General features: G+C 40.6%; 18 protein-coding genes. 13 read left to right on the top strand and 5 right to left on the bottom strand.

Annotated elements, in window-relative coordinates:
- The first annotated feature begins 130 nt into the window (after nt 1–130).
- The 12 genes from ACH0AK_RS01270 (at nt 131) to ACH0AK_RS01325 (ending at nt 10,581) form a co-directional block, all read left to right on the top strand.
- A complete protein-coding gene (locus ACH0AK_RS01270; RefSeq protein ID WP_010736588.1) occupies nt 131–385 on the top strand; it encodes a hypothetical protein in 255 nt (84 codons plus the stop codon).
- 199 nt (nt 386–584) lie between these two features.
- On the top strand, nt 585–1,691 hold the full coding sequence (gene bglB, locus ACH0AK_RS01275) for a beta-galactosidase BglB (protein WP_499796689.1): 1,107 nt from the start codon (nt 585–587) through the stop codon (nt 1,689–1,691).
- A gap of 16 nt (nt 1,692–1,707) precedes the next feature.
- The gene (locus tag ACH0AK_RS01280) at nt 1,708–2,727 is read left to right on the top strand and encodes a TRAP transporter substrate-binding protein (RefSeq protein ID WP_010736586.1); all 1,020 of its coding nucleotides are present in this window, start codon (nt 1,708–1,710) and stop codon (nt 2,725–2,727) included.
- A 3-nt stretch (nt 2,728–2,730) separates the two neighbouring features.
- A complete protein-coding gene (locus tag ACH0AK_RS01285; protein ID WP_010736585.1) occupies nt 2,731–3,210 on the top strand; it encodes a TRAP transporter small permease in 480 nt (159 codons plus the stop codon).
- Between the two features lie 10 nt (nt 3,211–3,220).
- Nucleotides 3,221–4,516, top strand: a complete 1,296-nt coding sequence (locus ACH0AK_RS01290; protein WP_499796690.1) for a TRAP transporter large permease — start codon at nt 3,221–3,223, stop codon at nt 4,514–4,516.
- Nucleotides 4,517–4,526: 10 nt separating this feature from the next.
- The gene (locus ACH0AK_RS01295) at nt 4,527–5,369 is read left to right on the top strand and encodes a sugar phosphate isomerase/epimerase family protein (RefSeq protein ID WP_041684163.1); all 843 of its coding nucleotides are present in this window, start codon (nt 4,527–4,529) and stop codon (nt 5,367–5,369) included.
- A 57-nt stretch (nt 5,370–5,426) separates the two neighbouring features.
- A complete protein-coding gene (locus tag ACH0AK_RS01300) occupies nt 5,427–6,338 on the top strand; it encodes an AraC family transcriptional regulator (RefSeq protein WP_023518961.1) in 912 nt (303 codons plus the stop codon).
- A 51-nt stretch (nt 6,339–6,389) separates the two neighbouring features.
- Nucleotides 6,390–7,151 (top strand): IclR family transcriptional regulator, encoded by a 762-nt coding sequence (locus tag ACH0AK_RS01305; RefSeq protein ID WP_010736580.1) that lies wholly within the window; start codon nt 6,390–6,392, stop codon nt 7,149–7,151.
- Between the two features lie 93 nt (nt 7,152–7,244).
- Nucleotides 7,245–7,889 (top strand): bifunctional 4-hydroxy-2-oxoglutarate aldolase/2-dehydro-3-deoxy-phosphogluconate aldolase, encoded by a 645-nt coding sequence (locus ACH0AK_RS01310; protein WP_041684164.1) that lies wholly within the window; start codon nt 7,245–7,247, stop codon nt 7,887–7,889.
- 6 nt (nt 7,890–7,895) lie between these two features.
- The gene (locus ACH0AK_RS01315) at nt 7,896–8,903 is read left to right on the top strand and encodes a sugar kinase (protein WP_010736578.1); all 1,008 of its coding nucleotides are present in this window, start codon (nt 7,896–7,898) and stop codon (nt 8,901–8,903) included.
- Nucleotides 8,904–8,919: 16 nt separating this feature from the next.
- On the top strand, nt 8,920–9,762 hold the full coding sequence (gene kduI, locus ACH0AK_RS01320; protein WP_023518963.1) for a 5-dehydro-4-deoxy-D-glucuronate isomerase: 843 nt from the start codon (nt 8,920–8,922) through the stop codon (nt 9,760–9,762).
- Nucleotides 9,763–9,777: 15 nt separating this feature from the next.
- Nucleotides 9,778–10,581 (top strand): gluconate 5-dehydrogenase, encoded by an 804-nt coding sequence (locus ACH0AK_RS01325; protein ID WP_010736576.1) that lies wholly within the window; start codon nt 9,778–9,780, stop codon nt 10,579–10,581.
- A gap of 41 nt (nt 10,582–10,622) precedes the next feature.
- Here the strand turns inward: ACH0AK_RS01325 and fni are convergent, their stop codons facing one another.
- The 4 genes from fni to mvk are packed head-to-tail and all read right to left on the bottom strand — an operon-like array spanning nt 10,623 to nt 14,678.
- Nucleotides 10,623–11,666 carry a type 2 isopentenyl-diphosphate Delta-isomerase gene (fni, locus tag ACH0AK_RS01330; protein WP_010736575.1) on the bottom strand — a complete coding sequence of 348 codons (1,044 nt, stop codon included), beginning with the start codon at nt 11,664–11,666 and terminating at the stop codon, nt 10,623–10,625.
- Nucleotides 11,663–12,748, bottom strand: coding sequence for a phosphomevalonate kinase (locus ACH0AK_RS01335; RefSeq protein ID WP_023518965.1), 1,086 nt, complete (start codon nt 12,746–12,748; stop codon nt 11,663–11,665). The genes fni and ACH0AK_RS01335 overlap by 4 nt, the downstream gene beginning before the upstream one ends.
- Nucleotides 12,749–12,760: 12 nt before the next feature.
- Nucleotides 12,761–13,738 carry a diphosphomevalonate decarboxylase gene (gene mvaD, locus ACH0AK_RS01340; protein WP_010736573.1) on the bottom strand — a complete coding sequence of 326 codons (978 nt, stop codon included), beginning with the start codon at nt 13,736–13,738 and terminating at the stop codon, nt 12,761–12,763.
- Nucleotides 13,731–14,678, bottom strand: a complete 948-nt coding sequence (gene mvk, locus ACH0AK_RS01345; protein WP_010736572.1) for a mevalonate kinase — start codon at nt 14,676–14,678, stop codon at nt 13,731–13,733. Before mvk ends, mvaD begins: the two co-directional genes overlap by 8 nt.
- Before the next feature lie 296 nt (nt 14,679–14,974).
- Between mvk and ACH0AK_RS01350 the strand changes: the two genes are divergently transcribed.
- Complete coding sequence (locus ACH0AK_RS01350) at nt 14,975–15,631, top strand: deoxynucleoside kinase (RefSeq protein ID WP_023518966.1); 657 nt, start codon at nt 14,975–14,977, stop codon at nt 15,629–15,631.
- A 132-nt stretch (nt 15,632–15,763) separates the two neighbouring features.
- Here ACH0AK_RS01350 and ACH0AK_RS01355 read toward each other — a convergent pair whose 3' ends face one another.
- The gene (locus ACH0AK_RS01355) at nt 15,764–17,161 is read right to left on the bottom strand and encodes a lytic polysaccharide monooxygenase (RefSeq protein WP_499796691.1); all 1,398 of its coding nucleotides are present in this window, start codon (nt 17,159–17,161) and stop codon (nt 15,764–15,766) included.
- Nucleotides 17,162–17,492: the final 331 nt, after the last annotated feature.

Raw genomic sequence — 17,492 nt, forward strand, 5'->3', positions numbered from 1 at the left:
TGTTAGAAGAGAAAAATGTCGTAGCTTTTTTTTCTAATATCTAAAAAAAGAAGTATTAGATAACTCGAATAATAGGTATTTTGATGAATATGCTATGCTACTATTTTTCTATAAAAAAGGAGATGAGATCTTGAAGAAATATATTGTTACTTTGTTGATTGCGTGTGTCGTTTCTCTTGGACTATCCTTTCTTTTGGAACGAGAAATCTTACGTAACATTGGCATTGGGTTACTTTTGATCGGAATTGCACTTTCTGGCACAGCAGTTTCAGGGGATCGCATGCGAGCGAATCAGGAAAATAGCGAGTTGGGTTTTCGTAAGAACTACTTTTGGTTTCCTTTACTTGCATGTTTGCCATTTTTTATGGTGTATACATTTTTATAAACGGTTGATTTTGAAGCCATGACGAGCGGTAGGCGTCATGGTTTTTCTTTTGATAGGGCTCTTTTTTACAGAAAACCCATTAATAATCTCGTTATGTCAATTTTAGATAGTTTTTGTTCAAATGATGCTATTTATTGAGAAAGCGTTTACTGATATATTAACAGCATAGAATGAAAGCGTTTAAAAAGGAGAGGGGAAATTGATTATTAAAGAGGAACTATTTGTACAGAAAGAAGTTGTAGAAGGAACGATTGACCGATTAGTGGAGAATTTGACGACGATCAACGATGATTCAGGTGAATTTTTATTGGATTTTGATGGGTTAAAGGTGGATGACAAAAGTTGGTCTATTTGGAACTGGCCACAAGGTGTAGGGCTATACGGTATCTATAAAAATTATCAGTTGACTAAAAATCCTCGTGCGGCGGAAGTGGTGAAGGAATGGTTTGAAGCACGGATGCAAGAAGGCGCACCGCCGAAGAACGTCAATACGATGGCACCAATCCTCACGATGGCGTATTTATATGAGGAGACAGGTGATACACGCTACTTGCCTTACTTGAAGCAATGGGCGGAATGGGTCATGAATGATATGCCTCGGACAGAGGAAGACGGATTACAGCACGCTACATATGGACCGGAAAATAAGAATCAATTGTGGGATGACACCTTGATGATGACGGTTTTGCCATTAGCCAAAATCGGTAAGCTCCTAGATCGTCCAGAATACCTAGAGGAAGCCAGATACCAATTTATGATCCACATCAAATATTTGATGGATAAATGTACAGGTCTTTGGTACCACGGGTGGACCTTTGAAGGTAATCATAATTATGCGGAAGCATTTTGGGGAAGGGGAAATTGTTGGTTGACGATTGCGATTCCTGAAATCATCGCGATTCTGGAACTAAAAGAAGGAGATGCTTTCCGTAAATTATTAATAGAAACGCTAGAAGCCCAAGTGCAAACCTTAGCAGATCAGCAATCAGAAAGTGGCTTATGGCATACCTTGATCGATGATCCAACCTCATACTTAGAATCATCTGCGACAGCAGGTTTTGCTTACGGTATTTTAAAAGCAGTGCATGAGCGCTACTTGCCAAAGAAATATTTAGAAACCGCCTATCGTGCGATCCAAGGGTTGCTTGAGCAAGTAGATGAAACTGGCGAAGTTCAAAATGTTTCGGTAGGTACAGGGATGGGCGATGATTTAGAGTTTTACCGTACGATTGGCAAGACAGCGATGCCTTATGGCCAATCGTTACTTGTATTATGTCTGACAGAATTACTTGTGTCGTATTGTTGATAGAAAGGAGAAAAAAATGAAAAAAACACTTGCTTTTGCTTTTTGTTTACTGGGAATCATCGGTTTGAGTGGTTGTAGTAGTCAGTCAAGTGTTGGTGTTGTCGCAAATGCAGAGGAAGAAGCAACAATCACTTTACGTTTTGCTTATGCCAGTAATAGTCAGCCAGTCATTGATGCAATGAATAAATTCGGAGAGTTAGTAGAAGAAAAAACAGCTGGCTCAGTCAAAGTAAAATATTTTCCTGATGGTCAATTGGGGGGAGAACGTGAATTGATCGAACTGACTCAATCAGGTGCGATTGATTTTACGAAAGTCAGTGCTTCTGCGTTAGAAAGTTTCTCTAAAGTCTATTCGATTTTTTCAGTTCCTTACTTGTTCAATGATGAGCAACATTTCTTCAATGTCATGGAGAACGAAGAGATCATGCCACCCATTTATCAATCAACGACAGATTTAGGTTTTTCTGGTCTCACCTATTATGATTCAGGGCAACGTAGTTTTTATATGGTCGATGGCCCGATCCACACACCGGATGATCTAAAAGGGAAAAAAATCCGCGTGATGCAAAGTGAAACGGCCATTAGAATGGTGGAACTACTAGGTGGATCACCTGTGCCGATGGGCAGTGACGAAGTATATACTTCGCTACAGTCAAACTTGATCAACGGATCAGAGAACAATGAATTTGTTTTGTATACAGCCGGGCATGGTGGTGTAGCCAAGTATTATTCCTATGATGAGCATACACGAGTGCCGGATATCATCATCATGAACGATGCGATCAAAGAACGTTTGACTGCTGAGCAACAACAAGCAATCGAAGAAGCGGCGAAAGCATCAACGATTTTTGAAATCGAAGCATTCGCTCAAGCAATCGAAGAAGAAAAAAGAGTGGCAACGGAAGAATATGGCGTCCAGTTCAATGAAGTGGACAATACGCCATTTCGTGAAGCAGTCGCACCGTTGCATGACGAATTCAAAAATCATCCGGATTTTCAGACGCTTTACCGAATGATCCAAGAAGAAGGGGTGTAATCGATGAAAAAAGGAATCAGTCGGCTGTTAGAATTTCTAGGAGCATGTCTGTTGATCGGTATGATCATCATTGTCTTGTGGCAAGTATTCTCGCGAACGATTTTGGGTAATCCAAATACTGTAACAGAAGAATTAGTGCGTTTTGGATTAGTCTGGTTTGCGATGCTATCTTCCGCTTATGTAGTGGGTCAAAAAGGGCACTTAGCAGTTACACTGTTAAGTGAGAAACTGACTGGTAAGAAAGCGAATGTATTGGAGATCGTCGTTCAGTGTCTTTTTCTGGCTTTTGCAATCACGATCATGGTTTATGGTGGTTGGAATGCTGTGACATTGACGATGGGGCAAATTTCCCCTTCATTAGGGATTCCGATGGGCTATGTCTATTTATCGGTGCCGGTCTCAGGTGTTTTGATCATTATCTACAGTTTGATCAATTTGATTGAAGCAATGAATAGGAAGTCTGTCGTTCAGGAAAAGGGATAGGAGGAATTTGATGGCTTTAGAAGCAGGTGCAATTTTATTTTTTGTTTTTGTCTTTTTATTGATTGTTGGAATGCCCATTGCAATCAGTATCGCTTTTTCATCGATGCTCACGTTGTTATTAGTGATTCCCTTTGATGTCGCAGCGTTTAGTTCTGCGCAAAAAATGGTCGGGAGTATCAATAGTTTCTCATTGATTGCCATTCCATTTTTCGTTTTTTCAGGAATCATTATGAACCATGGTGGGATTGCTAAAAAATTAGTTGATTTTGCTATGTTGTTTGTTGGTCGGATCCCTGGGTCTTTGGCCCATACGAATGTTTTAGGAAACGCATTGTTCGGCTCAATCTCCAGTTCGGCGATTGCTACTTCGACAGCGATTGGGGGCGTGCTGATTCCGCAACAAGTCGAAGAAGGGTACGATCGTAAATTTGCGACAGCAGTCAATATGGCTTCGGCACCTACAGGGATGGTGATCCCACCAAGTACAGCATTTATCATGTATTCTTTAGTTGCCGGAGGCGCTTCGATCTCAGCTCTATTTATGGGTGGCTATTTAGTGGGAGCTTTGTGGTCGTTAGGAATCATGCTCGTTGCATTTGTAGTGGCGAAGAAAAATAAATATCCGACAGTACCAAAAGGACAAGGGAAGCAAGTCGGAAAAGTGTTAAAAGAAGCAATCCCAAGTTTAGCTTTGATCGTTATCATCATTGGTGGTATTTTAACAGGATTCTTCACAGCTATCGAAGCATCTGCGATTGCGGTATTGTATTCTTTATTGATCTCCATGTTCTTCTACAAGACAGTGAAACTACAAGATATACCAAAGATGTTGGTACAATCCGTGGCGATGTCGGGAACGATCATGTTTTTATTAGCGACGTCTTCCATGATGTCATTCGCTATGGCATTTACTGGGATACCTCAAGCAATCAGCAGTCTGATCATTGGAGTCACTGATAATCGCTTCATTATTTTATTATTGATCAATATCATTTTGTTACTTGTTGGGATGTTTATGGATGTCGCGCCAGCGATTTTGATTTTTACACCGATTTTCTTGCCGATCGCGACAAGTGTTGGTGTCGATCCAGTCCACTATGGCTTATTTTCGATCATGAATCTTTGTGTCGGTTCCATTACCCCACCAGTAGGTACCGGACTATATGTAGGAGCGAGTGTTGGTGGAGTTAAAGCAGAAGCGATGTTGAAGCCGCTGTTACCATTTTACGGTGTCATATTAACAGTTTTATTGTTGATTACGTATTTCCCCAAAATCGTGATGTGGTTACCGGATCTATTAGGATAAAGGAGAAACCATGATGAAATTAAACCTAGTCGCCAGAGGGCATGACTTGAGCCATGTACAAACCGTGGATGATTTAGCAAAAAAAGTGACTCAACAAAAAATTTCTACGCTACAATTGGCATTAAGTCGTTCATTTCCTACACTTCCATCAGATGGACAAGCCATCAATGCTGGAATGGGGCAATATATGAAAAATATTCTCGCAAAAGAAGGCATAAGTGTCGGTATCTTAAGCTGTTATATCAACATGATCCATCCTGATCTATTTGTTCGTGAAACGGTGCTTCGTCAATTTGAAAGATATCTCCAATATGCTGCAAGCTTCGGGGCGACGATGGTCGCAACCGAGACGGGGAGCGTGAGTGAAGCAGGTTATACAGAGAAGAACTTTTCGGAGGAGGCCTTTTCACAAATCGTTGAAGCGATTCGCCAGTTAGTGCGAGCTGGCGAAAAATATCGAATGATGGTCGGTATCGAACCAGGGTTGAATCATCCTTTGTATTCGCTTGATCGCGTAGCAGAGTTAATTGAAACAATCGATTCGGATTATCTGGGTATCATTTTAGATCCAACGAATTTGATCACTGCAGAAAATCATCACCAACAAGTTGGATTAGTTGAAGAAGCCTTTGAACGTTTTGGAGAAAAAATTTGCGGATTACATCTAAAAGACTACCTCGTTTCTGATGAAGGGAAGATTATCCCGGCTGATTTAGGTACGGGACTGATTGATTACGAAGCCATCGTAACAATCGCGCAGGAGCATCGTCCGTATCTTTATATCGTTTTAGAAGAAACAAAAGACGATGCGCTAAAGCACGCTGTCTCGATACTGAGTCACGTTACTGGATAAGAAAACGCAGGAATGTGCATTTGCTCATTATTGAGCAATGCGAAAGGGGAGATAGGCATGGAGAAAAAACACATCAATGGAAAAGAAGTCAATACGATGATTTCTGATCAATATGAGATTTATCACGTGAAAGATATCGTTAGTCAAAATAAAACGGTCTATCATCATCATGATTTCTATGAGATCCATGCCACTTTGGAAGGAGAAGCCATTTTTTATTTAGATGGTCGTCAGTTTACGATCCAATCAGGAAATGTTTTATTGATCCATTCAAGAGATCTGCATCGGATCGTTCGTCAATCAACTGATGTATTCGAGCGTGTCTACATGTTTATCACCCCTGCATTCTTAGAGAGTCGTTCCACCAAGTGGTCCAATCTATCCGCCTGTTTTTGGCCGATTGGTGAACGCCGAAGCCGGATATTACATATTGAACCACAAGTACTAAAAGAAAAACTTTCTTTTATCGACCAAACGTTGGATCGAAAAGATTATGGTGCAGATATTCGTTATGAACAAGCGCTAGTCGAATATTTGATTTTTCTCAACCGTATGGTACAGATCGAAGAACATATTTCGGAAGAAAATTTCACTGTACCAAATGAACGGTTAGAAAAAATGCTCCAATTTGTCGCAGAGAATTTGAGTGAACCCCTCTCACTCAAACAAATGGAAAAAGAATTTTTCATCAGTAAATATCACGTGACTCGCGAATTCAAAAAACATACTGGTTTTACCTTTCATCAATACGTGATGAAGAAAAAACTACTTTATTCAAAACAACTATTAAGAGAGTACGGCAACTCAAGTTCCGTTTATAGTAAATGTGGTTTCGCTTCTTATCCTCACTATTTACGCGCATTCAAAACCGAATTTGGCGTAACTCCCAAAGAATTTTTGAAAAAAGATCTGGCAGGAGCGTTTGTTCATTATACGCATTATGAAGAAGAAAACAAAGATCCCTTTTAAATTATCGTTCTTTCCGATATAATTTCCTATATAGAAATAGGAGAGTGGAATATGGAAAATAAAAAACCTTATGGGACCGTTTTAATCAAAGCTTCGCATATTTTAGATTATCTAGCAGAGCATCCAGATGCTTCATTACAAGAAATTGCAAAAGGTATCGACATGACGTCATCTACTGCATTAAAAATTTTAGATACGTTATCCATGATTGGTTATGTAAATAAAAATCAAGAAAAAAATTATCGTTTAGGTGGGAAACTGGTCCGATATGCAAACAAAAATATCGATCAAATCGATCTAGTTGAACGTACTTTGCCATTTTTGGAAAAACTACAACAAACAATTGATGAAACCATTCATCTAGGTATTTTAGACAACAACGAGATTCTCTATGTCAATAAGTTGGACCCTAAAAATCAAACGATCCGTATGTCTTCAAAAATCGGTATCACGAGACCTTTATATAGTTCAGCAATGGGGAAAGCCGTCTTGGCGCATTTTACGGAAGAGCAATATCAACAGTATATCGAACAATGTCCTCTGGTCCCCTTCACTGAATATACAATTACCAATTCTTTAAAACTAAAAAAAGAGATCCAGCAAGTTAAACAAACAAAAATCGCCTTCGATGATGAAGAAGTCGAAAAAGACATTTTTTGCATCGGTACCTCTTTAGTTCATGAGAACCAGGTGGTTGGAGCGTTTAGTGTCAGTATGCCGAAATACCGATTAAGTGAAGAAAGCAAGGCTCAAATCATTCAAACGATCCTGCAAACGAAAGAAGAAATCGAAAAAACTTTTGAAAAAAGCTAAAAAGCGTTTGCGTTTTTTTATTCCTGCCGTATAATGAAGATGTAAATTTCTTTATTGTAAACTATAATTTCCAAATAAGAAATGGGTGGGAAGATGAAAAAAATGGATATCTTATCTCGTTTGAAACAAGCGGGAGTTATTGCAGTCGTACGAGGAGCAACAAATGAAGAAGCACTGAATGCTTGTCACGCGATTATCAAAGGCGGACTAACTGGCATTGAGTTGACTTTCACCGTGCCACAAGCAGATCGAGTAATTAAAGAACTAGTAGAAACCTACAAAGACCAACAGGATGTGGTGATCGGTGCAGGGACAGTGTTGGATGCTATTACTGCGCGTTTAGCGATTTTAGCAGGTGCTGAGTATATCGTCAGCCCCTGTTTTGATCAGGAAACCGCAGAACTATGCAATTTATACCAAATCCCTTATTTACCAGGATGTATGACGATCGATGAAATCAAAACAGCGCTAAAAAGTGGCGTAGACATCGTCAAACTATTTCCTGGAAGTGCTTTCGGTCCAAGTATCATCTCTGCATTCAAAGCGCCGATGCCCCATGTCAATATCATGCCTACTGGTGGGGTCAGTTTAGAAAACATGCAAGAATGGTTTGAGGCAGGCGTGATCACTGTTGGTGTTGGTGGGAACTTGTTGGCTCCAGCAGCTCATGGAGATTTTGAGGAAGTGACAAAAGTCGCACAACAATATGCGGCAAAAATGAAAGAAATTACGAGGTAACCGCTGATGGGAAGAGTCGTGACACTCGGAGAAATCATGCTACGCTTGTCGACAGAACAGGGACAACGGTTACAAGACAGTGATCATTTTTGCGCGCATTATGGCGGTGGGGAAGCGAATGTCGCGATCTCATTAGCAAATTATGGACATATGGTTTCGTTCATGTCAAAAGTCCCAGAACATTCACTGGGTCTGGCAGTCGAAAAACACTTACGAAGCTATGGGGTAGATACTAGCCTACTGCTGAAAGGCGGCCCTCGGCTTGGCACATATTATATGGAAACAGGGATCGGTGAACGTGCGGCTTCAGTCATTTATGATCGTGCTGGTTCTAGTTTCGCGGTGATGGATCGCTTGGAATGGTCACTAGAGGATTGTTTTAAGGGAGTCGATCTATTCCATGTTTCAGGAATCACACCGGCATTATCAGAAAATTGGCGATGGCTGACAAAAGAACTTATGGAAGCAGCCAAACAAGCAGGTTGTCAAATCAGTTTTGATATCAATTATCGGGGCAAGCTGTGGACACAACAAGAAGCGGGTAAAGTGTTAGAACAATTATTACCACTCGTTGATATTTGTTCAGCGGGTGAGATGGATGCGCTTTATTTGTTAGGGATAGCAAAAGCACCTGAAACGACAGTAAATCCACTTATTTATTATTACGAAAAAATGCAAGAAAGATTTCCCAACATCCAAACGTTTTACTCAACCAAACGTACGGTGCATTCAGCGAGTGAAAATGATCTACAAGGTACCTTGTGGATGAAGGATAGCTATTTCGAATCGCCGCTTCATCAAGTCACTTCGATCGTTGATCGTGTGGGTGGAGGAGATGCGTTTGCTGGGGGATTGCTTCATGGAATTTTAGAAGAGATGCAACCACAAGCAATTATTGATTTTGCGACAGCAGCCTCTGCGTTGAAACACACGATTCATGGAGATTGCAACCAATTCAATCAAGCAGAAGTTGCTAGTTTTATCACTAGCGGTTCTGGAAAAATCATTCGATAAAGGAGAGTCTATCAACATGCAAGAAATGGAAACACGTTATACACATAGCCCAGAGGATATCCGTCATTATTCAACAGAACAATTGAGAAATGAATTTTTGGTAGAGAAAGTATTTGTTCCAGGGAAAATCAGTCTTACTTATACGCACAATGATCGTATGATCTTCGGCGGTGTAACACCAACAACTCATCCATTAGAAATCAAACTAGATAAAGAACTAGGTGTTACTTATTTCCTAGAACGTCGCGAGCTTGGTGTGATCAACATCGGCGGACTCGGATTCATTGAAATCGACGGTGAAAAAGAAGAAATGAAGAAACAAGATGGGTATTACATCGGTAAAGAAACGGAGCATGTAGTTTTCTCCTCGGTAGATCCAGAAAACCCTGCAAAATTTTACATCAGTTCTGTGCCAGCACATCACAAATATCCAAATGTAAAAATCAGCATCGATCAAGTGAAACCCATGGAAACAGGCGAAGGCGTCACATTGAATGAGCGCAAAATCTACCAATATATCCATCCAAACGTTTGTGAAAGCTGTCAATTACAGATGGGTTATACCATTTTAGAACCGGGTAGTTCATGGAACACGATGCCTTGTCATACACATGAACGTCGCATGGAAGCTTATGTTTACTTTGATTATGCAAATGAAGATACACGTGTGTTCCATATGATGGGTAAACCAGATGAAACCAAACATTTAGTCGTAGATAATGAACAAGCCGTGATTTCGCCAAGTTGGTCGATCCACTCAGGTGTTGGCACAAGCAATTATTCGTTTATCTGGGCAATGTGTGGTGAAAATATCACCTATACAGATATGGATATGGTATCAATGGATCAATTGAAATAGGAAAGGAAGATAAAAATGTCATTCAATATGGATATGTTTCGCTTAGACAATAAAGTCGCTTTAATCACCGGTGCGGTATACGGAATCGGTTTTGAGATTGCTCGCTCATTAGCAGAAGCTGGAGCAACGATCGTCTTCAATAATTTAACTCAGGAATCAGTAGATGAAGGGATTGCCAACTACAAAGAAATTGGCATTGAAGCAAAAGGCTATGTTTGTGATGTGACGGATGAGTCAGCAGTACAAGCAATGGTCAAACAAATCAAATCAGAAGTTGGTCCAATCGATATTTTGGTCAACAACGCAGGCATCATCAAACGTACACCAATGATCGAAATGGATGTGGCGGATTTCCGTCAAGTCATCGACGTAGACTTGAACGCACCATTTATCATGTCGAAAGCAGTCATCCCAGATATGATTGAAAAAGGTGGCGGGAAAATCATCAATATTTGTTCAATGATGAGTGAACTTGGCCGTGAGACAGTAAGTGCCTATGCTGCTGCTAAAGGCGGATTAAAAATGTTGACGAAAAACATTGCTTCAGAATATGGTCAGTACAACATTCAATGTAATGGGATCGGACCTGGCTATATCGCGACGCCGCAAACAGCGCCATTAAGAGAAACACAAGAAAACGGGGAGCGTCATCCATTTGACCAATTTATCGTTGGCCGTACACCAGCCGCTCGTTGGGGTGATCCAATCGACTTAGCTGGACCATCTGTCTTCTTAGCATCAAGTGCGTCTGATTTTGTTAACGGACATATCTTGTATGTAGATGGCGGTATCTTAGCTTATATCGGAAAACAACCATAATAAACAAAGAATGACGAGTGCATCGTATGCACTCGTCATTTTTATTTGCGCCGACCATATTTTGATAATGGGATGTCTCTGGCTTCGCACCATTCTTTGACCGGGCCAGAAAAAATCAAGGATTGTTTGGTTAAATCACTTGTTTTTGTTGCACCGACCATAGCATAGAGCATTCGTAGTTCTTCTTGCCACTGTGCCATAAGAGCAATCGTCTCCTCGATCCCGTGTGTCATGTAGTGCGTCAAGATCGTTCCGGAAATCCCTACAGCGTTCGCACCAAGACACAATGCTTTAAAGATATCATAAGCATTTCGTATGCCACCCGAAGCAATGATTTCGGCGGCTGTATTTGCTTCGTTCGCTTCAAGTAAGGAGGACACAGTAGATTGCCCCCAATCCGTCAAATAAGCCAATTCACGTTTTTTACGACGAGCATTTTCGATTTGTGTGAAGCTTGTTCCGCTACGTCCACTGACGTCAATCGTCTTGATACCTAGTTCAGACAGTTCAATGATGGTCTCCCTCGTCATCCCAAAGCCCACTTCTTTTACGATCACTGGCACATCAAGAGTTTGTTGGATTTCTGAGATCAGTTCTTTCCACTGCGAAAAATCGCGATCCCCTTCAGGCATGACTAATTCTTGTGGTGCATTTAAATGGATCTGTAACGCATCCGCTTGGAAGAGTGCTACAGCTTCTTGGGCACGTGCGACAGAAGTACCAGCACCGACATTCGCTAAAATCTTCCCTTCAGGATAGACATCTCGCATCACCGTATAAGAATTTGCCAAGGAAGGATCTTTCAAGGCGGCGCTGACAGAACCGGTAGCAACCATCAATCCAGCACTTTTAGCAATCTGTGCAAGGTCATGATTGATCTTTTTTGTTTTTTCACTACCGCCAGTCATGGCATTGATATAGAAAGGACTAGAAAGAGTAAAACCTGCAACTTCTGTCTTCAAAGACACTTCATCGACCTTGCTTTGTGGAAGTGGATGATGGACAAGTCGAACGAAGTCAAATTCATTTATTTGTTTGTTGTGAAATGCTTTAGCTAATGATACATGTTCATCTTTTCGATTCATAACTTGTCCTCTTTCTGTTGATGGTAGACATGTAATGGAAGCGGGGTGATTTCAGCTTCTTCCCAAGCACTCATCAGTGGAAGGATACCTGATTTTTGGTCCACGATCACGATGCCACAATCCCCACCGCCAGCGCCAGAAGATTTCGCCGCGCCTTCAAATTGTTCAGCTAAACAACACAGTTTATTTAATGCTGGTGTTTCAATCAACACGCCAGTGATGGCAGACAGATCACGCAATAATTCACGATTTTTACGAATCATTTCTTGGATCAAAGCAACGTCGTTTTCTTTAAAACCTTGGATCATCGTGTTGACGCAAAGCGTACTATCTTCAAGGAATTGTTGATACGCCGCCATTTTATCTTCACGAGAGCGATGTACTTGGTCCACTAAGTCGGAAGTAGAGGCAGGACTACCAGTCCAACCAATCAATAAACGGAGATCTTCCGGAGTGTGTAAGGATTCAATAGATAAACCAGGCCAATCGAGCGCTAATAATTCACTGATCGTTTTACTTGATTCTTGTTCTTTGAGCCATTGGTGGTCAAAAGTGGAGAAGGCGATCCAACCACCATAACAGCTAGCCGCAATATCACCACAAGAACCATTGTCTTGGACAGCTAGATTAGCTAAGGCTGCAATTTTAAAAATCTCAAGCTGAGATAAATTCAGTGCATAAAATTGGTTCAATGCTCGTACAGTCGCTACCGCTACTGCGCCACTAGAACCTAGTCCATACTTCCTACCATTTGAGCTATCTAATTCACTGGTTACCTTCAAGTCATAAAATGAAAGAAGAATGTTTTTTTCCTGTGCATATTTCTCAGTTAAACGTATAGCAGCAAGGATATAATGGAACGGGTTTTCACGGATATCTAGAATGAGTTCGCCTTTTCGTCTTGTCCAACGCACAGGCATTTCGCTATATTGTGCAGATTGGATACTCCCGACTTTCCGAGCAGCTTTCACTGTTACTGTGACGAATTGATCGACTGCCACGATGATTGCAGGATGCCCCGTTTCGACAACTGCGTATTCTCCAGCGATATAAAGTTTTCCAGGTGCAGATACTTCAACCATAACAATCTCCCTTTATTCAATAATCGTGATTCCTTGCCCAGCATGAGCAAGAATCACTTGTTGACGACTAAATAATTCAATGAATTTTGCTTGAACAGCCGTTTGATTTTTCTTTTCAACTAATACTTTGACGTTTGGGCCTGCATCCATCGTGAAATAGCAAGGAATGCCTGAAGCACGTAGTTCACGAACCGTTTGCATCGCCTTCAGACTATCTGGAGACCAGTAGGTGAAGGGTGGATTAGCCGCTAACGTGGTGCCGTGCATTTTTAACCCATTTCGCTCCATGATTTCGCCCATTTTTTGGAACGATTTTTCAGCGATTGCTTGTTTCAGCTCCCGTAGATCTGTTTCGACTGAATCAAGCCACCCTTGATAAAAATGTGAAGTTTTCACTGTTCGGCGCATTCCATCACGACTAGATACATCTTTTTGTTGATCATTGATCAATACAAATACCATGGCGAGTTCGTCTTCAAATCCATTAGAAGGGATTTGTTGCGCATATGAAGTTTGGTCATCATGCCCTTTTTCCCATTCCACGAAGCCACCAAAAATACTACGACAAGCAGAGCCAGAGCCGCGACGAGCTAGTCTGGACAGGGATTGTTTATCCAATTCTAGTCCTAGGGCTTCATTACAGGCGCCGGCTAACGCAGCTAGACCGCTTGCAGAGGAAGCTAACCCTGCGGCTGTTGGAACAAAGTTATGGCTGATCACTTTTGCGCGTTTGTTTGTATTCGCTTGTATGCGTACAAGATCAAGGAAGCGACTGACTTTTTTGGTGGCTGCTTCTGTTTGTAATTCATGATCTAAATAGAACAGATCGTCTGTGAACGAATCTGAAAAAATCACTTCGGTTTCTGTGTAGAAAGCATCGAGAGTGAGAGATAAACTGTTGTTCATCGGAAGAATCAATTCTTCATTTTTTTTGCCCCAATATTTGATCAAGGCGATATTTGTATAAGCACGGGCTTTACCACTAAGCATAGGTATGTACTCCTAATCCTTGAATCCAAGTTTCAGCTGCGCCTGCTTGTATTAGTGCGTGGCTGATTTCTTGAGCTTCTGTTTTTGTTTGTGCTAAGGCAATCATACATCCACCACGTCCGCCACCGGTCAATTTTGCTCCTAAAGCGCCAGCAGCACGTGCGGTAGCGATCAGAGTATCTAAAAAGTCATTACTGATCGTCAAACTTTTTAGAATGCGCTGGGCATCATTCATTGCTTCAGCTAACTTTTCTGGCGAATTGTCGATAATTGCTTTTTTAGCTTGTTTCGTCAAGTATCCTAGTTGTTGGATTTTTTGTCCAGTTTTCTGCGCATCTTTCTCAAAAAGGTGTGCGACATCTTTCACCGCTGCACGTGTTTGTCCTTTGATTCCCGTATCAGCGACAATCAAGAAAGCATCGATATTCAACGCAAAATAATCAAAAGGATGGCCTTTTGTAAAATAAATCGGTTCGAATCCACTTGTTGCGGCAGCATCGATTCCACTGGGGTTTCCATGTGCGATTTTTTCAGAAACTTGCACATGCGCCAATAATTGTTCTCGTGATAATGGCAACTCATAGGCGGAATAAAAAGCTCGTGTGATCGCAGTAGCTACGGCTGCACTGGAACCCATTCCACGTTCTGCAGGGATGGTGCTTTCAATCGTTAAACGCAAGGTGTCTTGCACATGGTAGTGAGTTTTCAGACCAGCAATCAGCTGTTTGATATTATTCAACGCATGTGGTGCATCATGTAAATTTCCTATATAGTAGGAAGAAATAAGTTGATCTTTATTGAATGATTGGAGTGCTTCAAGTGTAGCTGTTACTTTTGTTGCATAAAACGGAAAGGCAATGGCAGGCTCGCCGTAAACGACAGCATGCTCACCCATTAAAATCAGTTTTCCACTCGATTCCCCTTGGCCATGAATTGCCATAATACAACTCCTTCTTTTCCTCTAAGAGTAGCTTTTTAACAAAAAATAAAGCGCCTATTACTATGTGCGCAATGTTTGTCCAAAAAAACAGTCCTTCTTTATTTTACTAAAACCAGTCAAGAAGTAAAATAAAGAATACGATTTCTCGACAAAAAACGTGATTTTCTTAATAAAATTTTGATTTTTCATAGGAAAGAATCTTGTCGATTTCGTTTGACACCACAAGATATTGGGGTTATATTTAGAAACATGAAAAAAAAACACTGTATTTAGTGGGAGAAGTGAGTTGGAGGGAAATGAGTGTGATTGTTTTAGCAGGAACGATAGGAGCAGGGAAATCAAGCTTAACAAAAATGATTGCTGACCATTTTAAGAGTCAGGCGTTTTACGAATCAATCGATGACAACGAAGTATTGCCTTTGTTTTATGCAAACCCTGAACAATATGCGTTTTTATTGCAAATTTATTTTTTGAATAAGCGATTTGCAAGTATCAAGCAAGCGATGCAAGAGGATAACAATGTGTTAGATCGTTCGATTTATGAAGATTCATTATTATTTCATTTAAATGCAGATCTTGGTCGAGCGACAGCGACAGAAGTCCAAGTCTACGATGAATTATTGGCGAACATGATGGAAGAATTGCCCTATGCGGCATCGAAAAAACATCCCGATCTATTGGTTCATATTCGCGTATCTTTTTCAACCATGTTAGAACGGATCGAAAAAAGAGGGCGGGCATATGAACAACTTTCTTTTGACCCTAGTCTCTATGAGTATTATCAAGAATTGAATCGCCGTTATGATGAATGGTATGAAGCTTACGATGAAAGTCCTAAGATCCAAATCGACGGTGACTGTTTGAACTTTGTGGAAGATGAAGCAGCTAGAGTACAAGTGTTACAAATGATTGAAGAAAAACTAATGGAGATCCGTGAAGAAGTCAGCATATAAAAAATGTTCTGACTTAAGTGGAACTTTGAATTGTCCGAATAAAAAATCACAAAAAAGAGGCAACCACAAATGAGTGATTGCCTCTTGCTTATTTGAATCGTTGTTTAGTCGAATAAAGGGTAGTGAGTTGATTTATTTAGGGTAGAATAATGAGTGAGCAATGCCTGGTGCCCAGTTTGTATCACCGTAGTTCAAGTGAGACTGCCAAGTAATATAAGTCACACCATTGTGGACAACTTCTTCACCGGCTGTATAAGAAACAGGTGAGAAGAAGCTACCTACTGTCCATTGACGTCCAGTAACGACTTCACCGCCGCCGTTTCCGCCATCGCCACCATTTTCGTCACCGCCGCCATTTTCATCGCGATCAGTTGTGATTGTTAATGTGTTACTTGCATCTGAAACATCGCCTTCATTGCTGATTGCGCGTACTACAAATGAGTATTGTGTCTCAGCTTTTAAGCCTTCTACTTCAAAAACAGTTTCAGTTGTTGAACCAATTACTTGGCCATCACGCAAGATTTCGTATTCTTTGATTCCTTTTGAGTGAGTAGAAGCTCCCCACATCAATGAAACGCTAGAACTTGTCTGACCCATTGAGTGTAAGTGGCTAGGTGCAGTTGGTTTTTCTTCTGTAGTTTCAGATAAAGTTGTAACAGATAAAGCTGTTCTTTCAGAAACTAGCCCTGTTTGTCCAACTGCTTCGATTTCATATTTATATGTAGTTTCTGCAGTTAGGTTTTGATCGCTGAAATCTGGTGAAGCTGTGTTTCCTAATAATTGACCATCACGGTAAACGTTGAATGATGAAGCATTTGCTTGTCCATCCCAAGTCAATTGAGTTGTTGAAGAAGTTACATTAGTAGTACGAACGTTACGTGGTGCTGTTGGTGCTACTGGAATTGCTGAATCACCTTTCAAGTTCACATCGATTACTTGGTAGAATGCCATTGCTGTATCATCTACATCCCAAACAGCTAGAACAACATGGTAACCAAGACGGTCATTAGGGATGTTCACTAAGTGTGATGGATTTGTTGAAGCTTGAGCCCCACCATGGTTGATCGTTGTTAACAATTCAAAATCGCTACGATCTAATTGATCGTAGCGATTCCAATCTGCTTTTGTGATATAGTAATGCCATTTAGTTGTAGGGTGAGTCGCGGTATAACGCCAAGTAAATGTATTAGGACCTGTGTTCAAATCTTGTTTTGTCCACATGGTCGAAGTTTGACGGTCTAAGTTGAAGTTGTTTCCAACAGCACCGTTTGCAGAAGCGATGCGTCCGTCAGCAGGGCCAGCTTGCGGAAAACCTTTTAATGCTTCTAATGATTGTGGTTCATAAATCACTGGACCGTATTTTGCTAATGCTGCATTATGGTTCACATTACGGTCTAAGGAACCTTGGTATGAACGACTGATCGGTGACTGCACATAACCGTGAGCTGAAGCGTCTTGTCCTCCGATAGATAAACCTACTCCTAATAAAACGCTAGAGCATAGAACTGTTGCTAAAATTTGTTTTTTCATGTTTCCCTCCATAGATAAAATGATATTTTAGATAACTAATAAGGTCGATGAGTATGACTCGTTCGATGTGCCTCGTTGTTATCTGTATTTAATATTATCAGAGAATTGCACTATTGAATAATCTGTTTATACCGAACATTAGGTAAAATTGGGTCTTGACTTCAAATGATGGTATTTTTATCCAAAACATGAATAAATATTGTTTTAAAGGCGTTTTTGTTGTCTTTTTTATTTGTTATTAGTTATTTATTTTGCATAATAAATAAAAAGGAAAAAATAAAAAGATAAAATTTGATTCTAATTGAGAAAGGTTGAAGTAGCGTTTATAGTT

Origin of the sequence: Enterococcus pernyi (genome assembly GCF_045371165.1) — a bacterium.
Taxonomy (GTDB): domain Bacteria; phylum Bacillota; class Bacilli; order Lactobacillales; family Enterococcaceae; genus Enterococcus_B; species Enterococcus_B pernyi.